The 20,603-nt window shown below is 62.4% G+C and carries 18 protein-coding genes; 15 read left to right on the top strand and 3 right to left on the bottom strand.

All coding sequences use genetic code 11. The annotated features are described in order from the left end of the window. Nucleotides 1-14 precede the first annotated feature (14 nt). Both J5J10_RS05060 and J5J10_RS05055 read right to left on the bottom strand, forming a co-directional pair. Nucleotides 15-524, bottom strand: coding sequence for a TRAP transporter small permease subunit (locus J5J10_RS05060; protein WP_211929084.1), 510 nt, complete (start codon nucleotides 522-524; stop codon nucleotides 15-17). An 83-nt stretch (nucleotides 525-607) separates the two neighbouring features. Next, the gene (locus J5J10_RS05055) at nucleotides 608-1,378 is read right to left on the bottom strand and encodes an N-formylglutamate amidohydrolase (RefSeq protein WP_211929083.1); all 771 of its coding nucleotides are present in this window, start codon (nucleotides 1,376-1,378) and stop codon (nucleotides 608-610) included. 174 nt (nucleotides 1,379-1,552) lie between these two features. Here J5J10_RS05055 and J5J10_RS05050 point away from each other — a divergent pair, with 174 nt between their 5' ends. From J5J10_RS05050 to J5J10_RS05025, 6 genes are all read left to right on the top strand, one after another. After that, nucleotides 1,553-2,425 (top strand): MurR/RpiR family transcriptional regulator, encoded by an 873-nt coding sequence (locus tag J5J10_RS05050; RefSeq protein ID WP_208551527.1) that lies wholly within the window; start codon nucleotides 1,553-1,555, stop codon nucleotides 2,423-2,425. Nucleotides 2,426-2,582: 157 nt separating this feature from the next. Continuing rightward, nucleotides 2,583-3,689 (top strand): ABC transporter substrate-binding protein, encoded by a 1,107-nt coding sequence (locus tag J5J10_RS05045; RefSeq protein ID WP_208551528.1) that lies wholly within the window; start codon nucleotides 2,583-2,585, stop codon nucleotides 3,687-3,689. Nucleotides 3,690-3,801: 112 nt separating this feature from the next. After that, on the top strand, nucleotides 3,802-4,677 hold the full coding sequence (locus tag J5J10_RS05040) for an ABC transporter permease subunit (protein ID WP_246745845.1): 876 nt from the start codon (nucleotides 3,802-3,804) through the stop codon (nucleotides 4,675-4,677). Continuing rightward, nucleotides 4,674-5,465, top strand: a complete 792-nt coding sequence (locus J5J10_RS05035; RefSeq protein WP_208551529.1) for an ABC transporter permease — start codon at nucleotides 4,674-4,676, stop codon at nucleotides 5,463-5,465. Before J5J10_RS05040 ends, J5J10_RS05035 begins: the two co-directional genes overlap by 4 nt. A 9-nt stretch (nucleotides 5,466-5,474) precedes the next feature. After that, nucleotides 5,475-6,533 (top strand): ABC transporter ATP-binding protein, encoded by a 1,059-nt coding sequence (locus J5J10_RS05030; RefSeq protein WP_211929082.1) that lies wholly within the window; start codon nucleotides 5,475-5,477, stop codon nucleotides 6,531-6,533. 84 nt (nucleotides 6,534-6,617) lie between these two features. Continuing rightward, on the top strand, nucleotides 6,618-7,772 hold the full coding sequence (locus tag J5J10_RS05025; protein ID WP_349252038.1) for a spermidine/putrescine ABC transporter substrate-binding protein: 1,155 nt from the start codon (nucleotides 6,618-6,620) through the stop codon (nucleotides 7,770-7,772). 9 nt (nucleotides 7,773-7,781) lie between these two features. On the opposite strand, the gene J5J10_RS05020 is transcribed toward J5J10_RS05025, so the two are convergent. Further along, on the bottom strand, nucleotides 7,782-8,756 hold the full coding sequence (locus J5J10_RS05020) for a GlxA family transcriptional regulator (RefSeq protein WP_211929081.1): 975 nt from the start codon (nucleotides 8,754-8,756) through the stop codon (nucleotides 7,782-7,784). A gap of 101 nt (nucleotides 8,757-8,857) precedes the next feature. Here J5J10_RS05020 and J5J10_RS05015 point away from each other — a divergent pair, with 101 nt between their 5' ends. The 9 genes from J5J10_RS05015 (at nucleotide 8,858) to J5J10_RS04975 (ending at nucleotide 20,601) form a co-directional block, all read left to right on the top strand. Further along, nucleotides 8,858-9,772 carry a 3-keto-5-aminohexanoate cleavage protein gene (locus J5J10_RS05015; RefSeq protein ID WP_208551533.1) on the top strand — a complete coding sequence of 305 codons (915 nt, stop codon included), beginning with the start codon at nucleotides 8,858-8,860 and terminating at the stop codon, nucleotides 9,770-9,772. A 32-nt stretch (nucleotides 9,773-9,804) separates the two neighbouring features. Then, nucleotides 9,805-11,295, top strand: a complete 1,491-nt coding sequence (locus J5J10_RS05010) for a carnitine 3-dehydrogenase (protein ID WP_211929080.1) — start codon at nucleotides 9,805-9,807, stop codon at nucleotides 11,293-11,295. Between the two features lie 12 nt (nucleotides 11,296-11,307). Further along, nucleotides 11,308-12,468 carry an acyl-CoA dehydrogenase family protein gene (locus tag J5J10_RS05005; protein WP_211929079.1) on the top strand — a complete coding sequence of 387 codons (1,161 nt, stop codon included), beginning with the start codon at nucleotides 11,308-11,310 and terminating at the stop codon, nucleotides 12,466-12,468. A gap of 4 nt (nucleotides 12,469-12,472) precedes the next feature. Beyond that, nucleotides 12,473-14,527, top strand: a complete 2,055-nt coding sequence (locus tag J5J10_RS05000) for an acetate--CoA ligase family protein (protein WP_211929078.1) — start codon at nucleotides 12,473-12,475, stop codon at nucleotides 14,525-14,527. A gap of 4 nt (nucleotides 14,528-14,531) precedes the next feature. Then, nucleotides 14,532-15,314, top strand: a complete 783-nt coding sequence (locus J5J10_RS04995; protein WP_211929077.1) for a carnitinyl-CoA dehydratase — start codon at nucleotides 14,532-14,534, stop codon at nucleotides 15,312-15,314. A 138-nt stretch (nucleotides 15,315-15,452) separates the two neighbouring features. Further along, a complete protein-coding gene (locus J5J10_RS04990) occupies nucleotides 15,453-17,042 on the top strand; it encodes an ABC transporter substrate-binding protein (RefSeq protein WP_211929076.1) in 1,590 nt (529 codons plus the stop codon). A 103-nt stretch (nucleotides 17,043-17,145) separates the two neighbouring features. Further along, nucleotides 17,146-18,153: an ABC transporter permease gene (locus J5J10_RS04985; protein ID WP_211929075.1), complete on the top strand. Its 1,008-nt coding sequence runs from the start codon at nucleotides 17,146-17,148 to the stop codon at nucleotides 18,151-18,153. Further along, complete coding sequence (locus J5J10_RS04980; protein WP_208551540.1) at nucleotides 18,150-18,977, top strand: ABC transporter permease; 828 nt, start codon at nucleotides 18,150-18,152, stop codon at nucleotides 18,975-18,977. Before J5J10_RS04985 ends, J5J10_RS04980 begins: the two co-directional genes overlap by 4 nt. Next, a complete protein-coding gene (locus J5J10_RS04975; RefSeq protein ID WP_211929074.1) occupies nucleotides 18,970-20,601 on the top strand; it encodes an ABC transporter ATP-binding protein in 1,632 nt (543 codons plus the stop codon). Before J5J10_RS04980 ends, J5J10_RS04975 begins: the two co-directional genes overlap by 8 nt. Nucleotides 20,602-20,603 lie beyond the last annotated feature (2 nt).

Raw genomic sequence — 20,603 nt, 5'->3', positions numbered from 1 at the left:
GCTGAGGAAGTCGGTCACGCGATCGGCCTCCCGATGGCGACCGCCAGATCCTTGATGAAGATCGACGTCGCCTGCAGGAAGGTGAGCAGGATGCCGATCACCATGACAATCTTGACCGGGGCCATATAGGGGGACCAGGAGGAGTAGCTGGTTTCGCCGTACTCAAGCGCGTAGGTCGTGCTCGACACGCCGCCCCACAGGAGGAAGAACAGGTAGACGAACAGCATCATGATCGTGATCACGTCAACGAGCGCCTTGGTCTTCGGCGACCAGCGGCCATAGAGCAGGTCCATGCGCACATGGCTGTCGAGCTGAAGCGAATAGGCGCCGCCCAGGAGATAATAGCCAGCCATCACGAACTGCGCCATTTCGAGTGTCCAGTGCGCCGGCAGGAACATGCTCTTGGACAGGGAAGAATAGAGCAGGATGCCCATCATCACGAAGACGCCATACATGACGATCCGTCCGACGCGCCGGTTGAACGCATCGATCACGCGCACATAGGTCCTGATCGCCTCAGGCATGAGCCACGTCTCCCGCTTTTATCTTCAATCGCATGCGTTCCCTCTTTTTTCTCGTATGCGCTTGCGTTGCTATTTCAGCCCGTTCAGGGGGCGAAGGTACCAAGGGCGGCATTGATGAGCCGCGCCAGATAACCGGCCGCCCTCTCCTGCCCGTCCACATCCGCGATCAGGTCGTTCCTGACCTCGATCATGACATTCAGCAGACCGAACGGAAGAGCGTGAAGCCTCAGGCTGTGCGTCACCCCGTCGGCAGGACCATAGGGCTCGTTGCGCTCCACTCGGTAGCCCTCCGTCGCACCATTGAGCATGGCATCGGCGAGACGGCTGTCGTCGTCGTGCAGGATGCCGATTTCGACATCGCGGCGCTTTCCCATGTACACGGGTGTGAAGCTGTGGATCGTAACCAGAACCGGCGCCGCGCCCCGCTGCCGACGAAGCGCGATCTCGCTTGCGACCCGGTCGTGGAACGGCACGTAGAGCGCGGCCGTACGGGCGAACTTCTCCGCCGGCGAGAGGTCGCGATTGCCGGGTATCTCGTAGATTTCGCTCACCTCCGGCATCGCCGAAGGCGATTCCGGAGGTCGGTTGCAGTCATAGATCAACCGGGAAAATCGCTGTGAAATCAGCGTCGCGTCCAAAAGCTCCGCCATGCGCTTGGCAACGGCAAGCGCACCGGGATCCCAGGCAATGTGGCTGATCAGGGCATCTGACGAAAGACCGAGATCGCCGACGCTGGCCGGCAGTCGTCGCGATGCATGCTCGCAGACGAGCAGCACGCGGCCCTGGCTCTCCGGCCTGTGCACCGCCACGGCTGCGCCGTCGCTTGCCGCCAGGATGTCCGATCGCGTCAGCATGTAAGGTTCCCCGAGGCTGGAATTCGAGAAAAGAATTCTTCACCTTCCTGTCACTGTCAATCGTGTTTCTGAAAAAATCTCTTCACGAAGAGGATTGACCCGGCCGAACTCCAGGGCAATAGTTCGGAAAAAAGCGGTAGAAGCCGCACGCCGGGGAACAAGAAAGACATCCGTTTGAACGCAACGGCCAAAACCGTTTTCGACGCCATCCACGCGCGCTTCGGCGAGCTGACGCGCGCGGAACGATTGCTGGCCGAAAGCCTGCTCGACAACTATCCGGTGTCGGGCCTCGGCAGTATCACGACGATTGCCGAAAATGCCGGCGTGTCGACGCCAACGGTGGCGCGGATGGTTCAGAAACTGGGCTACAAGGGCTACGCCGAGTTTCAGGCGAACCTTCACCAGGAGCTCGAGGCGAGCCTGTCGAACCCGATCGCCAAGCACGACCGGTGGGCGTCGAATGCGCCCGGCATGCATATCCTCAACAGATTCGCCGACGCCGTGATGAACAATATGCGCCAGACGCTGTCGGGTCTCGACAGCGCCATGTTCGACAGCGTCGTCGACCTCCTCAGCGACCGCAAGCGCAACCTCTATTTCGTCGGCGGCCGCATCACCGGCGCGCTCGCCGAATATTTCTTCACCCATATGCAGGTCATCCGCCCCAAGACGGCGCTGATCTCGTCGAACACCAGTTCCTGGCCGCAGCATGTGCTCAACATGAGCGAGGGCGACATTCTGGTGATGTTCGACATCCGCCGCTACGAGGCCGACATGGCACGGCTGGCCGAGGCCGCCAGAAACAACGGTGTCGAGATCATTCTTTTTACCGACCCATGGACCTCGCCGGCAGCCAGGCATGCCCGCCACGTATTCAAGATCGACATCGAGGCACCTTCGGCCTGGGACTCGTCCGTCGTCACGCTCTTCGTCGTGGAAGCTCTGATCGAGGCGGTGCAAAGCGCCGCCTGGAGCGAGACCCGCGAACGCATCAACACGCTCGAAGGCCTGTTCGAACAGGCCCGTCTCTTCCGCAAGCCTAAATAGCCGACGAAAGGAATGACACACAGAAGATCGACAAAAATATCAAAGGGATGAGGGGAAACACCGACGCTTGCGGCACGCGTCTGGCTTCCGTCACACAAGTATCATCGAAGACGAATAACAGTCGCGCCGACACGCGACACCAACAAGGAGAAAGACCGTGTTCCAGAACATCACCCGCCTTCTTTCCGCTACGACGGCGCTCGTCGTGGCCTCCACTTCCCTCGCCGTGGCAGAACCCAGCGCAGAGCTGATCGAAGCCGCTAAGAAGGAAGGCATGCTGACCACCATCGCCCTGCCCCACAGCTGGTGCGGCTATGGCGACGTCATCGCCGGCTTCAAGGCCAAGTACCCGGAAATCCAGGTCAACGAGCTGAACCCGGACGCCGGTTCGGCCGACGAAGTGGAAGCCATCAAGGCCAACAAGGACAACAAGGGCCCGCAGGCTCCTGACGTTGTGGACGTCGGCCTCGCATTCGGCCCGCAGATGAAGGCCGAAGGCCTGCTCCAGCCCTACAAGGTCTCCACCTGGGACGAAATCCCGGAGAACATCAAGGACGCCGAAGGCTACTGGTACGGCGACTACTACGGCGTTCTGTCGTTCATCGTGAACAAGGATCTCGTCGAGAACACGCCAGCCGACTGGGCCGATCTGCTGAAGCCGGAATATGCCGGCCAGGTCGCTCTCGCCGGTGACCCGCGCGCTTCCAACCAGGCTATTCTTGGCGTTCTTGCCGCTGGCCTCCACAAGGGAGCCAAGGCTGGCGAAGAATCCGGCAAGGCTGGCCTCGAATACTTCGCCGAGCTGAACAAGGCAGGCAACTTCGTTCCGGTCATCGCCAAGGCAGGCACGATTGCCCAGGGCGCGACCCCGATCGCGATCGCATGGGACTACAACGTTCTCGCATGGCGCGACGAACTCGCCGGCAACCCGCCTGTGGAAATCGTCGTTCCGAAGACCGGCGTTCTGGCCGGTGTCTATGTCCAGGGTATTTCTGCCTATGCACCGCACCCGAACGCTGCGAAGCTGTGGATGGAATACCTCTACTCCGACGAAGGCCAGAACCTGTGGCTCAAGGGCTACTGCCACCCGGCGCGCTTCAACGCCATGGCCAAGGCCGGCAAGATCGACCAGGCTCTGCTGGATGCGCTGCCACCGGCTGAGAGCTATGAAGCCGCTGTGTTCCCGACCGTTGAAGAGCAGAACGCCAACAAGGCCGTCGTCACCGGCGGCTGGGACAGCGTCGTCGGCGCCAACGTTCAGTAAATCCGGCTGACATTCAGGCTCCGGTCCGCCTGGCGGACCGGAGCTTGCCATTTCCCCGCTTCTGCGCCTTACTTCATAAATTGTTTACCATGCCCGCCGCGAAGGCTCTCACATGACCCAAGCTCCTCCCGCACGCAGGATGCGTTTGCCCCTGACATGGCTGGGCATCATGCCCTTCGTGATCTTCATCACGATGTTCCTGATCCTGCCGACGATGCACATCGTCATCGGTGCGTTCCAGACCCGCGACGGAAGCTTCACCCTTCAGAACATCATCGACCTGAACTCCGGGACCATCCCTTCGAGCTACTGGATTTCGGTGAAGATTTCGGTTGCCTCGGCGGCGCTCGGCAGCCTCATCGGATTTGCGATGGCGGCGGCCGTGGTGTTCGGCGCGGTGCCGCGGTGGGTCAAGTCGCCCCTTCTCACCTTCTCGGGGGTTGCCTCCAACTTCGCCGGCGTGCCCCTGGCTTTCGCCTTTCTGGCCACCTTCGGTCCTGTCGGCCTGGTTACCGTCTTTCTCCGCACCAATTTCGGCATCGTCCTGCAGCGGGATCTCGGCTTCAACATCCTGAGTTTTTGGGGCCTGACCGTCACCTATCTCTTTTTCCAGATACCGCTGATGATCCTGATCATCACGCCGGCACTTGAAGGCCTCCGCCGCGAATGGCGCGAAGCTGCTGAAATCCTTGGCGCGACAGCGCTGCAATACTGGCGCATGGTCGCCCTGCCAATCCTTTTTCCCTCCCTACTCGGCACGTTCGCACTGCTCTTCGCCAACGCGTTCGGCGCCGTCGCCACCGCCATCGCGCTGACCGGATCGAGCCTCAACATCGTGCCCATACAACTCTATGCGCAGATCCGCGGCGACGTTCTCGGCAACCCGCATTTGGGCTACGCCATGGCCTTCGGCATGATCGTCGTCACGGCGATCGCCAACGTCGTCTACATCTGGCTGCGCATCCGCGCCGAAAGGTGGCTGAAATGAGCATCTGGGCACGCATTGCCGGCTGGGCCGCGCTGATTTTCGGCCTCCTTTACTTCTTCGTCCCGCTGGGTGGCCTCTTCGAGTTTTCGATGAAGGCCCGTCGCGGCGTCTACAGCTTCGACGCCTACGTCAAGGTCTTTGCCGACCCGCAATTCCAGCAGACGTTCGGCTATTCCGTGATCATGGCGCTGGTGACGATCGTCTTCGGCGTTCTGCTCGTCGTGCCCACGGCCTTCTGGGTGAGGCTGAAGATGCCCTGGGCTCGCCCCTACGTCGAGTTCCTGACACTAATGCCGCTCGTCATACCCGCTATCGTCATCGTCTTCGGCTATATCAGGCTCTACAACACATCAAGCTGGCTGCCGCTGACGGGATCGGTGATCGGAACAAACCTGCTGCTCGCCTTCGGCTACACGATCCTTGCGCTGCCTTACATGTATCGTGCGGTCGATACCGGATTGCGCACCATTGACGTCGCGACTCTGACCGAGGCGGCGCAGAGCTTAGGAGCCGGATGGACAACGATCCTCGGCCGGGTCATCCTCCCGAATGTCATTCCGGCAGTGCTCTCCGGCGCTTTCCTGACATTTGCGATCGTCATTGGCGAATTTACCCTCGCCGCCCTTCTCGATCGCCCGGCCTTCGGCCCGTATTTGCAGCGCATTGGTGCCAACAAACCATATGAACCTTTCGCTCTTTCGGTGATCGCCTTCGCCATTACATGGGGTTGCCTGGCTCTGATTCAGCTCGTCTCCCGCTTCCAGAAATCCGCCCAGCGCCCGGCCTGAGGACCATCCATGACATTCCTGACCCTCACCAGCATTCAAAAATCCTTCGGGCCGGTCAAAGTCGTCCATGACTTCAACATGTCGATCGACAAGGGCGAATTCGTCTCCTTCCTCGGTCCGTCCGGCTGCGGCAAGACGACCGTGCTGCGCATGGTCGCAGGCTTCGAGACGCCAACCGCCGGCAGTATCGTCATCAACGGCAAGGACCAGTCTCGGTTGAAACCGAACCAGCGCAACATCGGCATGGTGTTCCAGGCCTATGCATTGTTCCCCAACATGAACGTCTTTGACAACGTCGCCTTCGGTCTCAAGATCCACGGCATGCCGAAGGCGGACATCGAAAAGCGCGTCAAGGAAATGCTCTCGCTCATCCATCTGGAGCATCTGGGCGAGCGCTACCCATACCAGCTGTCCGGCGGACAACAGCAGCGCGTGGCGCTCGCCCGTGCGCTGGCGCCGAAGCCACAGGTTCTGCTTCTGGACGAGCCGCTGTCGGCGCTCGACGCCAAGATCCGTGTGTCGCTCCGCGAGGAAATCCGCCAGATCCAGCAGCAACTCGGCATCACGACGATTTTCGTAACGCACGACCAGGAAGAGGCGCTGTCGATCTCAGACCGGGTGGTGGTGATGAATTCAGGCCGGGCCGACCAGATCGGCACACCCTTCGAGATCTACAACAAGCCCGCAACGCGCTTCGTCGCCTCTTTCGTCGGTACGCTGTCGACCATCGACGCCACTGTCGTCGACAGCGCATCGGGCAAGGCGAAGATCGGTGAACAGGTCATCGACCTGAAGCAGGCGCTTCCCGCCGCGCAGGGCGAGCGCATCCAGCTCGCGGTGCGGCCGGAAGCCGGTTCGATCGCCGATGGGGCTAAGGGCGATTTCGCACTCGACGGCCAGGTCACATCCAGCCAGTTCCTGGGTTCGGTGATCCGTACCCGCATCAATGTCGCCGGCAGCGTCGTGTCCTTTGACATGTTCAACGATCCGGGGGTCAAGCCACCGGCCATCGGCGACATGGTGTCGGTGAAGGTCGACACCGCGCACGTTCACGTCCTGCGCGATTAAACCTCCGCCCCGATAAACCTTCTGCTCACGTTTCCCCGTCATTGTCTGCTGGCGGACAAAACGGGCAAGCCGAGGGAGGTGGCAGTGGCATCGGGATGGAGACACTTTTCCGATCTGTCGGAAAGGCATTTTCTGGAGGAATACCAGCGTCTTCGGCGCGGCTCTATAACCCGAAGGCAGTTTTTGCGCGCCACCGGTCTTGCCCTTATGTGCACGTTGATCCCCGGTCTCGCCAGGCGTCCGGCCTCGGCAACGGGCGATACCAAACAGTCGGTTCGCCTCGGCACTTGGCCGAACTATCATGACCCGGAAGTTCTAAAGGCCTTCACAGAGGCCACCGGCCTTGATGTCGAAATAGAGGTATTCGGGTCCAACGAAGAGATGCTGTCGCGTCTTCGCTCCGGCCGCGCGCGCTGGGACCTCTTTATTCCGACCAACTACACCATCTCCACCTATCGCGACCTCGACCTTATCGAGGAACTTGACGGCAACCGCTTACCGAACCTCGACATGGAGATGGAGAACACGCGTTTCACCCGACCCGGTATCATCGATGGGCGCGTTTATGCCATCCCGCGCAACTGGGGCACGACGGGCATGGCGTTCAATGGCGACATCGTGTCGACCACGCCGACGACGTGGAAGGATTTCTTCGACCTCGCCGCGACGGAGGCAAGCGGCCGCACGATCGTCCATGACTACCAGCTGACGACGATCGGAAACGCGTTGGTTTCGCTCGGCTATTCCTTCAACTCCGTCGATGAAACCGAACTCGCGGAAGCCGAAAAGCTCCTTTTGGCATTGAAGCCCCACCTTCTGGCGGTCGACAGCGACTATCAGGCGGCGATGCGGGCCGGCGACGCATGGCTGTCGATGTGCTGGTCCAACGATGCCGCCCAACTTGTCCGTGACGTGCCGGCCATGAGGTATCAGATCGGGGCGGATGGTGGCGAGGTCTGGACGGATTTCTACGCAATCCCCAAGAGCGCGCCAAACAAACGGGCCGCGTACGCACTCCTCGATTTCCTGCTAGCGCCTGCAATCGCCAGCCGCGAACTGGCCAACAGCGGCGCCGGCGCCACCGATGGACGGGTGCTGCGTCTCCTGTCGGAGGAACTGGTGAAAAGCCGCATCAGCTATCCCGATGAGGCTGCGCTCACGCCACTGGAATTCGGCGCTGCCGTGACGCTGACCAATCCGCTTCGCCAGGAAATCATGGCACGCTTCCGCGCAGCTTGAGCGCCAGCCTCAGGCCGGTCGAAGCCGTCGACGCGTTTCCGACGGGCTTTCCCGAAAATTGGCGCGATAGCTCCGGGCAAAGGCAGACGCCGAGTTGAAGCCCGTGGCAGCCGCGATATCGGCAAAGGCAGCACGCGTCTCGATCACCTTCCGCCGCGCCGCATTGAGCCGGAGAGCCAGATAGTGCACGTGCGGCGACACGCCGACCGTCGTATCGAAAAGCAAGGACAGGTGGCGAGCGCTGACGCCCACCCGACGCGCAAGACGCGGCAGGGTCAGCGGCTGCTCGATATGCTCCTCCATCAACCGCATCGCGTGGCCGACACGGGAATCGACCATCCGGATGCTGCCGGTGGACGGCATCGCCGAAGCCGAAGCATCGACACCGCCCTGCTCGTGAATGAACTGCCGCGAGACTTCCAGCGCCAGCGAATACCCATGCCGCCGGCGGATAAGCTCAAGCATCAGGTCGAGTGTCGGCAGCGACCCGCCCGTCGTGATCCGTTTTCCGTCGATCACATAACGCTCGCGCACCGTCCGAATCTGCGGATAGGTGGCTGCAAAGTCATCATAATCTTCCCAGTGCGTCGTCGCGGAAAAGTCGTCGAGCAGCGCGGTGTCGGCAAGGAACCACGACCCCGATTCGACGCCCGCCACCAGCGAACGGTAACGTGCGGTCTTCGCAAGCAGGGTTTTGAGCGCGGATGTCGCATGACGACGCCAGTTGTGGCTGGAGAGCACGAAAAGCGGCGCAGTCTCGCTTTCTGGTCGGAAGGCACCGCAGACCGGAACGGGGATGCCGCTTCGCGTCTCGATCGCCTGTCCGTCGGGACTGAAGATCCGCCAGCGGTACAGTTCGAGTCCGCTGATCCGGTTCGCAACGCGCAGCGGCTCGATCACCGACGCGACCAGGATCAGGTTTGTTTCAGGGATGACGAGCAGGTCTATTTCCGTGCTCTCTCCCGCGAAATGCTGCGTCGCCATAATCACTCCAGATCCGTTTATGTATGAAATGCAGCACAAAATGAAAAGCATCGCAAGCCGGATTGCCTCGTAATGCCCCTAGACAATAAGGGAGAACGACCGTGCCGCTAGCCATGAACCGCGATGTCTTTATCACCTGCGCCGTCACAGGAGCCGGCGACACGACGTCGAAATCGAGCCACGTTCCGATCACGCCGAAGCAGATCGCCGAGTCAGCGATCGACGCGGCCAAGGCCGGCGCCGCGATCGTCCATTGCCACGTCCGCGATCCGGAGACCGGTGCCGCCAGCCGTCGCAACGAGCTGTACCGCGAAGTCACCGACCGGATCCGCTCGGCCGACATCGACGTGGTGCTCAACCTGACCGCCGGCATGGGCGGCGACCTCGTGTTCGGCGGCGTCGAAACACCTTTCCCGGTCAATCCCAACGGCACCGACATGGCCGGCGCCACCGAGCGCGTGTCCCACGTCGCCGAATGCCTGCCGGAAATCTGCACGCTCGACTGCGGCACCATGAACTTCTCGCTCGGCGACTACGTCATGACCAACACGCCGTCGATGCTGCGCGCCATGGGCCAGATGATGACCGATCTCGGCGTCCGCCCGGAGATCGAAGCTTTCGATACCGGTCACCTGTGGTTCGCCAAGCAACTCGTCGAGGAAGGCATCATCGAGGACCCGGTCCTCATCCAGCTTTGCATGGGCATCCCGTGGGGCGCGCCTGATGACCTCAACACCTTCATGGCCATGGTCAACAACGTTCCCTCCAACTGGACCTTCTCGGCCTTCTCCATCGGCCGCAATGCGATGGCCTATCCCGCAGCTGCCGTGCTGGCCGGCGGCAATGTCCGCGTCGGCCTTGAGGACAATCTCTACGTCGGCAAGGGCCAGCTCGCCACCAATGCGCAGTTGGTCGAAAAGGCTGTGCAGGTTGTGGAAGGCATGGGCGCCCGCATCATCGGCCCGGCCGAGGTCCGCGAGAAGCTGAAGCTCACCAAGCGCGCACCGCGCGGTTGATCGGGTTCGAACACAACGAGACGGGGAATTTCATGACCAAGATCAGCAAGGCAGCCTGCATCGGCGGCGGCGTCATCGGTGGGGCCTGGGCCGCCCGCTTCCTTCTGGGCGGCATCGACGTCCACATGTTCGACCCGCATCCGGAGGCAGAACGCATCGTCGGCGAGGTGCTCGCCAATGCCGAGCGCGCCTATGCGATGCTGACCATGGCTCCCCTGCCCCCGCGCGGCAAGCTCGTCTTCGCAAAGAGCGTTGAAGACGCCGTGCAAGGCGCTGACTGGATTCAGGAAAGCGTGCCCGAGCGCCTGGAGCTCAAGCGCGGCGTCATCACCCAGATCGATGCGGCCGCGAGCCCCACTGCCCTGATCGGGTCGTCGACGTCGGGCCTGCTGCCGACCGACCTCCAGCGCGACATGAAGCATCCAGAACGCCTGTTTGTCGCCCACCCCTACAACCCGGTCTACCTTTTGCCGCTCGCCGAACTCGTCGGTGGCGAGAAGACCTCCCCCGCTGTGCTCGAGGATGCCAAGGCAAAGCTCGCCACCGTCGGCATGAAGGGCGTGATCATCAAGAAGGAGATCGAGGCCTTCGTCGGCGACCGCTTGCTGGAAGCCGTCTGGCGCGAGGGCCTGTGGCTGATCAAGGACGACATCTGCGATACCGAAACGCTGGATGACGTCATCCGCTACTCCTTCGGCATGCGCTGGGCGCAGATGGGCATGTTCGAGACCTATCGCATCGCCGGCGGCGAGGCCGGCATGCGCCACTTCATCGCCCAGTTCGGCCCCTGCCTCTCCTGGCCGTGGACCAAGCTGACCGACGTGGTCGATCTCGATGACGCGTTGACCGACAAGATCGCCAGTCAGTCCGACGCCCAGTCCGGCGCCTACGGCATCCGCGACCTGGAACGCATCCGCGACGAAAACCTGGTCGGTATCATGCACGCCCTGAAGGGCGGCAATGGCGGCAAGGGCTGGGGTGCGGGCAAGCTGCTTTCAGACTTCGAAGCCCACCTCTGGGCCAACGCCCCGAAGCCTGACGTCAAGCCCTCCTCCGAGCCGATCCGTCTCCTCGACACCAAGGTCAATCCGTCCTGGGTTGATTACAACGGCCACATGACCGAGTTCCGCTACAACCAGTGCTTCGCCGATAGCGGGGATGCGCTGCTGCGCCTGATCGGCGTGGACATGGACTATGTCGCGGCCGGCCACAGCTACTACACCGTCGAGGCCCACAACCAGTGGCTCGACGAAGGCAAGCTCGGCGATTCTCTCTACGTGAAGGCGCAAATCCTGCCTTGCGACGGCAAGAAGCTGCATAGCTTCATGTGGCTGCACCGCGCTTCAGACGACGCGTTGCTTGCGACCTGCGAGCACCTCATGCTTCATGTTGCCTCAAAGGAAGGCAAGGTCGTCCCGCCGCTTCCGGCCGTCCTTCAAAAGCTCGAGCCACTGCTCGCTGCCCATGCCGGCCTGCCGCTTCCTGCCAGTGCCGGGCGCGTGGTCGGACAGAAGAAAGGCTGAGGGAGGAACGCCATGAATTTCGGGCTCACCGAAGAACAGGAGATGATCGTCAAGACGGTGCGCGACTTCGTCGAGACGGAAATCTATCCGCACGAGGACATGGTCGAGAAGACTGGCGAGGTTCCGAAGGAACTCGGCCAGGAGATCGCCCGAAAGTGCAAGGAGATCGGCTTCTTCGGCTGCAACTTTCCCGAAGAAGTCGGCGGCGCCGGCCTCGACCACACCACGTTCACCCTGGTCGAGCGCGAGCTTGGCCGGGGCTCCATGGGCCTGACGGTCTTCTTCGGCCGCCCCTCCGGCATCCTGATGGCCTGCAACGACGAACAGCGCGAGCGGTATCTTCTGCCCGCCGTGCGCGGCGACAAGTTCGACGCGCTGGCGATGACCGAACCCGACGCCGGCTCGGACGTGCGCGGCATGAAATGCTTCGCCAAGCCCGATGGCGACGACTGGATCGTCAACGGCACAAAGCACTTTATCAGCCACGCCAACATCGCCGACTTCGTCATCGTCTTCATCGCGACCGGCGAGGAGGACACTCCGCGCGGCCCCAAGAAGCTGATCACCTGCTTCCTTGTCGACCGCAGCACGCCGGGCTTCGAAATCCGCGAGGGCTACAATTCCGTGTCCCATCGCGGTTACAAGAACTGCATCCTGACCTTCGACAACTGCCGCCTGCCAAAGAGCCAGATACTCGGTGAACTGCACAAGGGTTTCGACATCGCCAACGACTGGCTCTATGCAACGCGCCTTACGGTCGCCGCGACCTCCGTCGGCCGCGCCCGCCGCGCATTCGACTACGCGCTGAACTACGCCGCCGAGCGCAAGCAGTTCGGCAAGCCGATCGGTGCAAACCAGGGCGTTTCCTTCAAGCTCGCCGACATGATCACCGATATCGACGCTGCCGACCTGCTGACGCTGTCCGCGGCCTGGCGCCTCGACAACGGCCTGCCCTCGAACCGGGAAATCGCGTCGGCCAAAGTCTTCGCCACCGAAATGCTGGCCCGCGTCACGGATGAGGCGATCCAGATCTTCGGCGGCATGGGCCTCATGGACGACCTGCCGCTCGCCCGCTTCTGGCGCGACGCCCGCGTCGAGCGCATCTGGGACGGGACGTCCGAAATCCAGCGGCACATCATCAGTCGCGATCTGCTCCGACCGCTAGGAGCGTGACGACATGATCAGAAGCCTCGACCGCCTCATTCGGCCCAAATCCATCGCCGTCTTCGGCGGCAAGGAGGCGGGTCGTGTTGTCGAACAATGCCGCAAGATGGGCTATGCCGGAGACATTTGGCCGGTCCATCCGACGAAGGAAGAAGTCCATGGCTATCGCTGTTACCGCAGCGTCGCCGACCTCCCCTCTCCCCCCGACGCTTCCTTCGTCGGCGTCAATCGGGCTCTGACCATCGAGATCATCGGGCAGCTATCGGCCATCGGCGCCGGCGGTGCTGTCTGCTACGCCTCCGGTTTCCGCGAGGCCGTCAGCGAACTGGCCGACGGCAGCGACCTGCAGGATGCGCTCGTCGCGGCGGCCGGCGACATGCCGATCATCGGGCCGAACTGCTATGGTCTCATCAACATGCTGGACGGCGCGCTGCTCTGGCCCGACCAGCACGGCATGGTCCGCACCGATCGCGGCATCGCCATCCTCACCCAGTCGTCCAACATCGCCTGCAACATCTCCATGCAGATGCGCGGCCTGCCGATCGCCTATCTGATGACGGCCGGCAACCAGGCCCAGACGGGTCTGTCGACACTGGCCAAGGCGGTCCTGGAAGACGAACGCGTTACCGCGGTCGGTCTTCACATCGAGGGTTTCGACGATATTGCCGCGCTGGAAAGCCTCGCCATGCGCGCCCGCGAACTCAAGAAGCCCGTGATCGCGCTGAAGGTCGGCAAATCGGAAGCCGCCCAGAAAGCGACGGTATCTCACACGGCTTCGCTCGCCGGAAATGATGCGGTCGCCACCGCCCTGCTCGAACGGCTCGGCATCCCGCGCATCGACACGCTCCCCGAAATGCTGGAGACACTGAAGCTGCTGCACGTCTTCGGACCGCTGGAAAGCGCCGAGATTTCCTCGATGAGCTGTTCCGGCGGCGAGGCATCGCTGATGTCGGATGCCGGCGAACGGCACAAGGTCGTCTACCGCGACCTGAAGCCGGAACAGTTTAAGCCGCTGCGCGAAAGCCTGGGCGAGATGGTAACGCTTGCCAATCCGCTCGATTACCACACCTTCGTCTGGGGCAATCTCGAACGCCAGACCGCCGCCTTCACGGCAATGATGCAGGGCGGCTATGCCTTGAACCTGATTGTTCTCGATTTCCCGCGCGCCGATCGATGCGACGGCTCGGACTGGCTGACCACTTGCAAGGCTGTGATCGCGTCCACCCGTGCAACCGGAGCCCGCGCCGGCATCGTCGCCAGCATGGGTGAGAACATGCCGGAGGATGTCGCGCTGTCACTGATAGCCGATGGCGTCATCCCCTTCTTCGGCATAGACGAGGCGCTGACGGCGGTTGAGACGGCTGCCTTTATCGGCGCTACCTGGCGCAAGCCGAAGCCTGCGCCGCTTCTGCACGCGGCACCATCCGACGGCAAAACCCGTATGATCTACGAGGACGAGGCCAAGGCCGAACTCGCCGCGTTCGGCGTCCCGGTCCCGAAGGGGGCACAGGCCGCAACGCCCGAGGAGGCAGCGTCTGCATCAAGCTCGATCGGCTTTCCCGTGGCGCTCAAGGGCATGGGAATCGCCCACAAGACGGAAGCGGGTGCGGTGAAGCTGAATCTGAAGACGGAAGACGAAGTTCTTGCCGCCGCACGTCAAATGGCCTCCGTCGCGAGCGGTTTTCTTGTGGAAAAGATGGCGGCTAAGCCGGTCTGCGAGATCATCATCGGGGCGACGAGAGACCCGGTGGCCGGGCCTGTTCTGACCGTCGGCGCAGGTGGCGTGCTGGTCGAACTTCTGGAAGACGCCGTGACCTTGACGCTGCCGACCGATCCTGAAACGATCCGCGCCAACATCGCACGTCTCAGGATATCGAAGCTTCTCGCTGGCTATCGAGGCAATCCGCCGGGAGATATCGACGCGCTGGTACAAACGGTCGCGGCTGTGGCACAATATGTCGCAGCCAATGCGGCAACGGTGGAGGAACTGGACCTTAATCCCCTTATGGTTTTGCCTGAGGGGGATGGTGTGGTCGCAGTCGACGCCTTGATAAGGAAGAGGAGCTGACGCCATGAGCGAGCCCATCCGGACCCGCCGCGAAAACGGCATCCTCGAGGTCACCATTGACCGCCCTAAGGCCAACGCGATCGATCTCGTCACCAGCCGCATCATGGGCAAGGTGTTCCAGAATTTCCGCGACGACGATACGCTCCGTGTGGCCATCATCACCGGCGCCGGCGAAAAATTCTTCTGCCCGGGCTGGGACCTTAAGGCAGCCGCTGCGGGCGATGCGGTAGACGGCGACTACGGCGTCGGCGGCTTCGGCGGGATGCAGGAACTTCGTGACCTGAACAAGCCGATCATCTGCGCGGTCAACGGCATCTGCTGCGGCGGCGGCTTCGAAATCGCGCTGTCCACGGACCTGATCCTGGCCGCAGAACATGCGACCTTTGCCCTGCCGGAAATCCGCTCCGGTACGGTTGCGGACGCCGCCTCGATCAAGCTGCCGAAACGTATCCCCTATCATATTGCCATGGATATGCTGCTGACCGGCCGCTGGCTGACTGTCGAGGAAGGCCATCGCTGGGGTTTCGTCAACGAGATCCTGCCCGCCGACAGACTGATGGATCGCGCCTGGGAGCTCGCCCGCCTGCTGGAAAGTGGCCCTCCCCTCGTCTACGCGGCGATCAAGGAGATCGTTCGCGACGCGGAGGGCAAGGATTTTCCGACGGCGATGAACAAGGTCACCAAGCGGCAATACCGGACCGTCGACATTCTCTATTCGAGCGAGGATCAGCTCGAGGGTGCGCGCGCCTTCGCCGAGAAGCGCGATCCCGTGTGGAAAGGACGATAATCGAGGTCGCTCCAACGGCAAAGGGAGGTTCTGCCAGCCGAAACGCCGGCTTTTATCCGCCTATCCCATATGGGCGACAACAAGGAATCCGTGTCACGAACACGAACGATTGGGCAAAAACAGAGAAGGAACTGGGGAATGAGTGATTTTACTAATTATTTGAAGGGCCGTGTGTCGACGGGCGGCATGAGCCGCCGCGAATTCATGGGCCGCGCCATGGCAGCGGGCCTGACGCTGACAGCCGCAAGCACGCTTTACGCAGCTGGCGCCGCCGCCCAGGAACCGAAGCGCGGCGGACATTTGAAACTCGGCCTCGAAGGCGGCTCCGCCACCGACAGCAAGGACCCGGCGAAATTCCTGTCGCAGTTCATGTTCTGCGTCGGCCGCTGCTGGGGCGACATGCTTGTCGAATCCGAACCGCTGACCGGCGCCCCTGTTCCGGCCCTCGCCGAAAGCTGGGAAGCCTCTGCGGACGCTGCGACCTGGACCTTCAAGATCCGCAAGGGTGTCCAGTTCCATGACGGCAAGGAACTGAAGGTCGACGATGTGATCGCCACCCTGCGGCGCCATACCGACGAGAAGTCGGAATCCGGCGCGCTCGGCGTTATGAAGTCGATCAAGGACATTGCCGCAGACGGCGACTACGTCGTCCTGACGCTGACCGAAGGCAATGCCGACCTGCCGCTGCTCTTGACCGACTACCACCTGGTCATCCAGCCGAACGGCGGAAATGACGATCCGCTCGCCTCGATCGGCACCGGCCCATACAAGATGACGAGCTTCGAGCCCGGCATCCGTGCCACCTTCGAGAGAAACCAGAACGACTGGCGCTCCGACCGTGGCTATGTCGACTCGATCGAAATCATCGGCATGAACGACGCCACCGCCCGCATCGCGGCTCTGGCATCCGGTCAGGTGCACTACATCAACCGCGTCGATCCGAAGACGGTCTCGATGCTGGAGCGTGCCCCCAACGTCGAGATCCTGAGCACCTCGGGTCGCGGCCACTACGTCTTCATCATGCATTGCAACACCGCGCCGTTCGACAATAACGACCTGCGCCTGGCGCTGAAATACGCCATGGATCGCGAGAACATGCTGAAGACCGTTCTCGGCGGCTACGGCAAGGTGGGCAACGACTTCCCGATCAACGAGACCTACGCTCTCTTCCCGGAAGGCATCGAGCAGCGCGCCTATGATCCTGACAAGGCGGCTTTCCACTTCAAGAAGTCGGGCCACTCCGGCCCGGTTCTTCTCCGCACATCCGAAGTTGCCTTCCCCGGCGCCGTCGACGCGGCGGTTCTCTATCAGGAAAGCGCAAAGAAGGCTGGCATCGACATCGAGGTCAAGCGCGAGCCTGGCGACGGCTACTGGTCGAACGTCTGGAACGTACAGCCGTTCTCGACCTCCTACTGGGGCGGCCGTCCGACGCAGGACCAGATGTACTCCACCGCCTATCTTTCGACGGCGGACTGGAACGACACCCGCTTCCTGCGTCCGGACTTCGACAAGATCCTGCTGGAAGCCCGTTCGGAGCTGGACGAGGCCAAGCGCAAGGACATGTACCGCGACATGGCGATGATGGTCCGCGACGAAGGCGGCCTGATCCTGCCGATGTTCAACGATTTCGTGAATGCCGCGACGAAGAACGTCAAGGGCTACGTCCACGACATCGGCAACGACATGTCGAACGGCTACGTCGCGACCCGCGTCTGGCTGGAAGGCTGAGTTCCGCACGCATGCGGGGCGATAAGCCCCTTATCGGTCGATCGACCCGCGGCAGTCCCTGCCGCGGGTCATTCCCGCTATAAAGGACCTGGGCAGACTGACCATGACCAACCTTACGGATGCCGGCGACGCGCCGGCTCGAAAACTGTCGGAGCGATATCCGCTCGCCGCGCTCGTCATCCAGCGCCTGGCGCTGAGCTTCGCGCTTCTTCTGGCGGTGTCGGTACTGATCTTCGGTGGCGTGGAGGCGCTTCCCGGCGACTTCGCAACCACCTATCTCGGCCAGTCGGCGACACCGCAGGCGGTCGCCAACATCCGCTCCGAACTCGGCCTCGATCGCCCCATTACGACGCGCTACTTCGAGTGGCTCGGCGGCGTACTGCAAGGTGATTTTGGCACCTCCTGGGCCAGCCGCAATTCCGTGACAGAACAGATCGGCAAGCGCCTCGGCAATTCCCTGATGCTTGCCGGCCTGGCCGCGGCGATCTCCGTGCCGCTGGCGGTCGGCCTCGGCATGCTCGCGGTCCACTTCCGCAACCGGCTGCCCGACCGCATCATCAACGTGGTCTCGCTGGCAGCGATCTCCCTGCCCGAATTCTTCATCGGTTACCTGCTGATCCTGTTCTTCGCCATCAACACAGGCATCGCCACGTTCCCCTCGACCGTACACGACGGCATGAGTTGGTCCGACCGCCTGTCGGCGATGGCGCTGCCGACCGCGACGCTCGTGCTTGTCGTGCTCGCCCACATGATGCGCATGACCCGCGCCGCGATTCTCTCGGTCATGTCGTCAGCCTATATGGAAACCGCCGAATTGAAGGGCCTGTCCGCCTTTCGCGCCATCGTCAAGCACGCCGCTCCGAACGCCATTGCGCCGATCGTGAACGTCGTTGCACTCAACCTCGCCTACCTCGTCGTCGGCGTGGTGGTGGTCGAGGTGGTCTTCGTCTATCCCGGCATGGGCCAGTACATGGTCGACGCCGTGACGGTCCGCGACATGCCGGTCGTCCAGGCCTGCGGTTTGATCTTCGCCGCCGTCTACATTTTCCTGAACATGCTGGCGGACATCATCGCCATTGTCGCCAACCCGAGACTGAGGCATCCGAGATGAGGCTGAAAGAAATCCCCATCAGCGCCTGGGTAGGCATTCTCGGCATCTTGCTGGCCTTCTTCTGCGCGCTTTTCGCGCCATTCATCGCCCCTTACGGCGAGCGCGAGATCGTCGGTAGCGTATGGGAACCCATGGGTGGCACCTACCTTCTGGGCACCGACAACCTTGGTCGCGACCTGCTGTCGCGCATGATTTACGGGGCGCGGACCACCCTCTTCGTGGCGCTCGCCGCCACCCTGCTGTCGTTCTCGATAGGCATCATCCTGAGCTTCACAGCCGCTGTATCGCGCGGACTTCTCGACCAGTTTCTGTCGCGCTTCAACGACCTGATGATGTCGATCCCGACCCTGATTTTCGCGCTGGTCGTGCTCGCGGTCCTGCCGCAAAACCTCTTCGTGCTGATAGGCGTCATGGCGATCCTCGATTCCACCCGCGTCTATCGCCTCGGCCGCGCCGTGGCGCTCGATGTCGCGGTCATGGAATTCGTCGAAGCGGCACGTCTTCGCGGCGAAGGACGGCTCTGGATCATCTTCCGCGAGATCCTGCCCAATACGCTCTCGCCCTTGCTCGCCGAATTCGGCCTGCGCTTCGCCTTTTCGATCCTGTTCCTGTCCACCCTCTCCTTCCTCGGCCTCGGCATTCAGCCGCCGGCCGCCGACTGGGGCGGCATGGTGAAGGACAACAAGGACGGCATCATCTTCGGCATCTCCGCCGCCCTCGTTCCGGGTTCGGCGATTGCCGCGCTCGCCGTCTGCGTCAACCTGGTGGTCGACTGGCTGCTGAAACGAACCTCCAGCCTGAAGGGAGGCCGCGGCGATGCCTGAGCTCCTGTCTGTTCGCAATCTCAAGATCGAGGCGACCTCCTACCCGCCGGGCGAGCCGCCAAAGACCATCACCATCGTCGAGGGCGTCTCCTTCGATCTGTCCAAGGGAAGGGTCCTCGGACTGATCGGCGAATCCGGCGCCGGCAAGTCGACGATCGGCCTGTCAGCGATGGCATACGGGCGCGGTGGAGTTCGCATCACCGGCGGAGAGGTCCTGCTCGACGGCGAGAACATTCTCGCGCTGGGCAAGTCCGGCATCCGCAAGGTCCGCGGCGCCCGGGTCTGCTACGTGGCGCAATCGGCGGCCGCCGCCTTCAATCCGGCCCACAGGCTCGGCGACCAGGTCATCGAGGCGAGCCTCAAGCACGGACTGATGTCACGCGAGGAAGCCAAGAAGCGCGCCGTCTACCTGTTTGGCGTTCTCGGACTGCCCGACCCCGAGCACTTCGGCGACCGGTATCCGCACCAGGTCTCCGGCGGTCAGTTGCAGCGCGCCATGACCGCCATGGCGCTCTGCCCGAACCCCGAATTGATCGTGTTTGACGAACCGACGACGGCGCTCGACGTGACGACCCAGATCGACGTGCTGGCCGCGATCAAGCACGCAATCGAGGAAACGGACACGGCCGCCCTCTACATTACCCACGACCTCGCCGTCGTCGCCCAGATCTCGGACGACATCATGGTTCTCCGCCATGGCAAGACAGTGGAATACGGCACGGCCCAGCAGATCATCGAGGCGCCGGTGGAGGAGTATACCAGGGCGCTCGTCAATGTCCGCCAGACCGGCAAGGAAGAAGCGGCTGACCAGTCGAACACCCTGATCAAGGTCGAACATGTAACAGCCGGCTACCCGAACGGCTTCAAGGTTCTGCACGACGTCTCGCTGCACCTGCCGAAGGGACAGACACTTGCCATCGTCGGCGAATCCGGCTCGGGCAAGTCGACGCTCGCCCGCGTCATCACCGGCCTCCTGCCGCCGCAGGAGGGAACCGTCTCCTTCGACGGCCGCCCCTTGCCGAAGGCCCTCAAGGACCGCTCGCGAGACGATCTGCGACGCATCCAGCTGATCTACCAGATGGCCGACACGGCGATGAACCCGCGCCAAACGGTGCGCGACATCATCGGCCGGCCACTGACGTTCTATTACGGCCTCCACGGTGCGGCAAAGACGGCGCGCGTGAAGGAACTGCTGGAGCAGATCGAGATGGGCTCCGGCTTCGTCGACCGCTATCCCGCCGAACTTTCCGGCGGGCAGAAGCAGCGCGTGGCGATCGCCCGTGCTCTGGCAGCGAAACCCGAAGTCCTCCTCTGCGACGAGCCGACCTCGGCGCTCGATCCGCTGGTGGCCGAAGGTATCCTGAAACTGCTGATGCGCCTGCAGGCCGAAACCCAGCTCTCGTATGTGTTCATCACCCATGACATCGCCATCGTCCGCGCGATAGCCGACTCCGTGGCTGTCATGCACAGGGGACGGCTGGTGCGGTTTGGGCCGAAGTCGAAGGTGCTCGCTCCGCCCTTCGACGACTACACCGACCTGCTGCTGAAATCCGTGCCGGAGATGGAAATCGGCTGGCTCGAAAAGGCGCTCGCCACCCGCAAGATGGAGAGCGCGGGCAACTGACC

Origin of the sequence: Ciceribacter sp. L1K23 (assembly GCF_018122705.1) — a bacterium.
Classification (GTDB): Bacteria; Pseudomonadota; Alphaproteobacteria; order Rhizobiales; family Rhizobiaceae; genus Allorhizobium.
The sequence above is the reverse complement of the archived record's forward strand: the minus strand, read 5'-3'. Positions and strand labels throughout refer to the sequence as shown.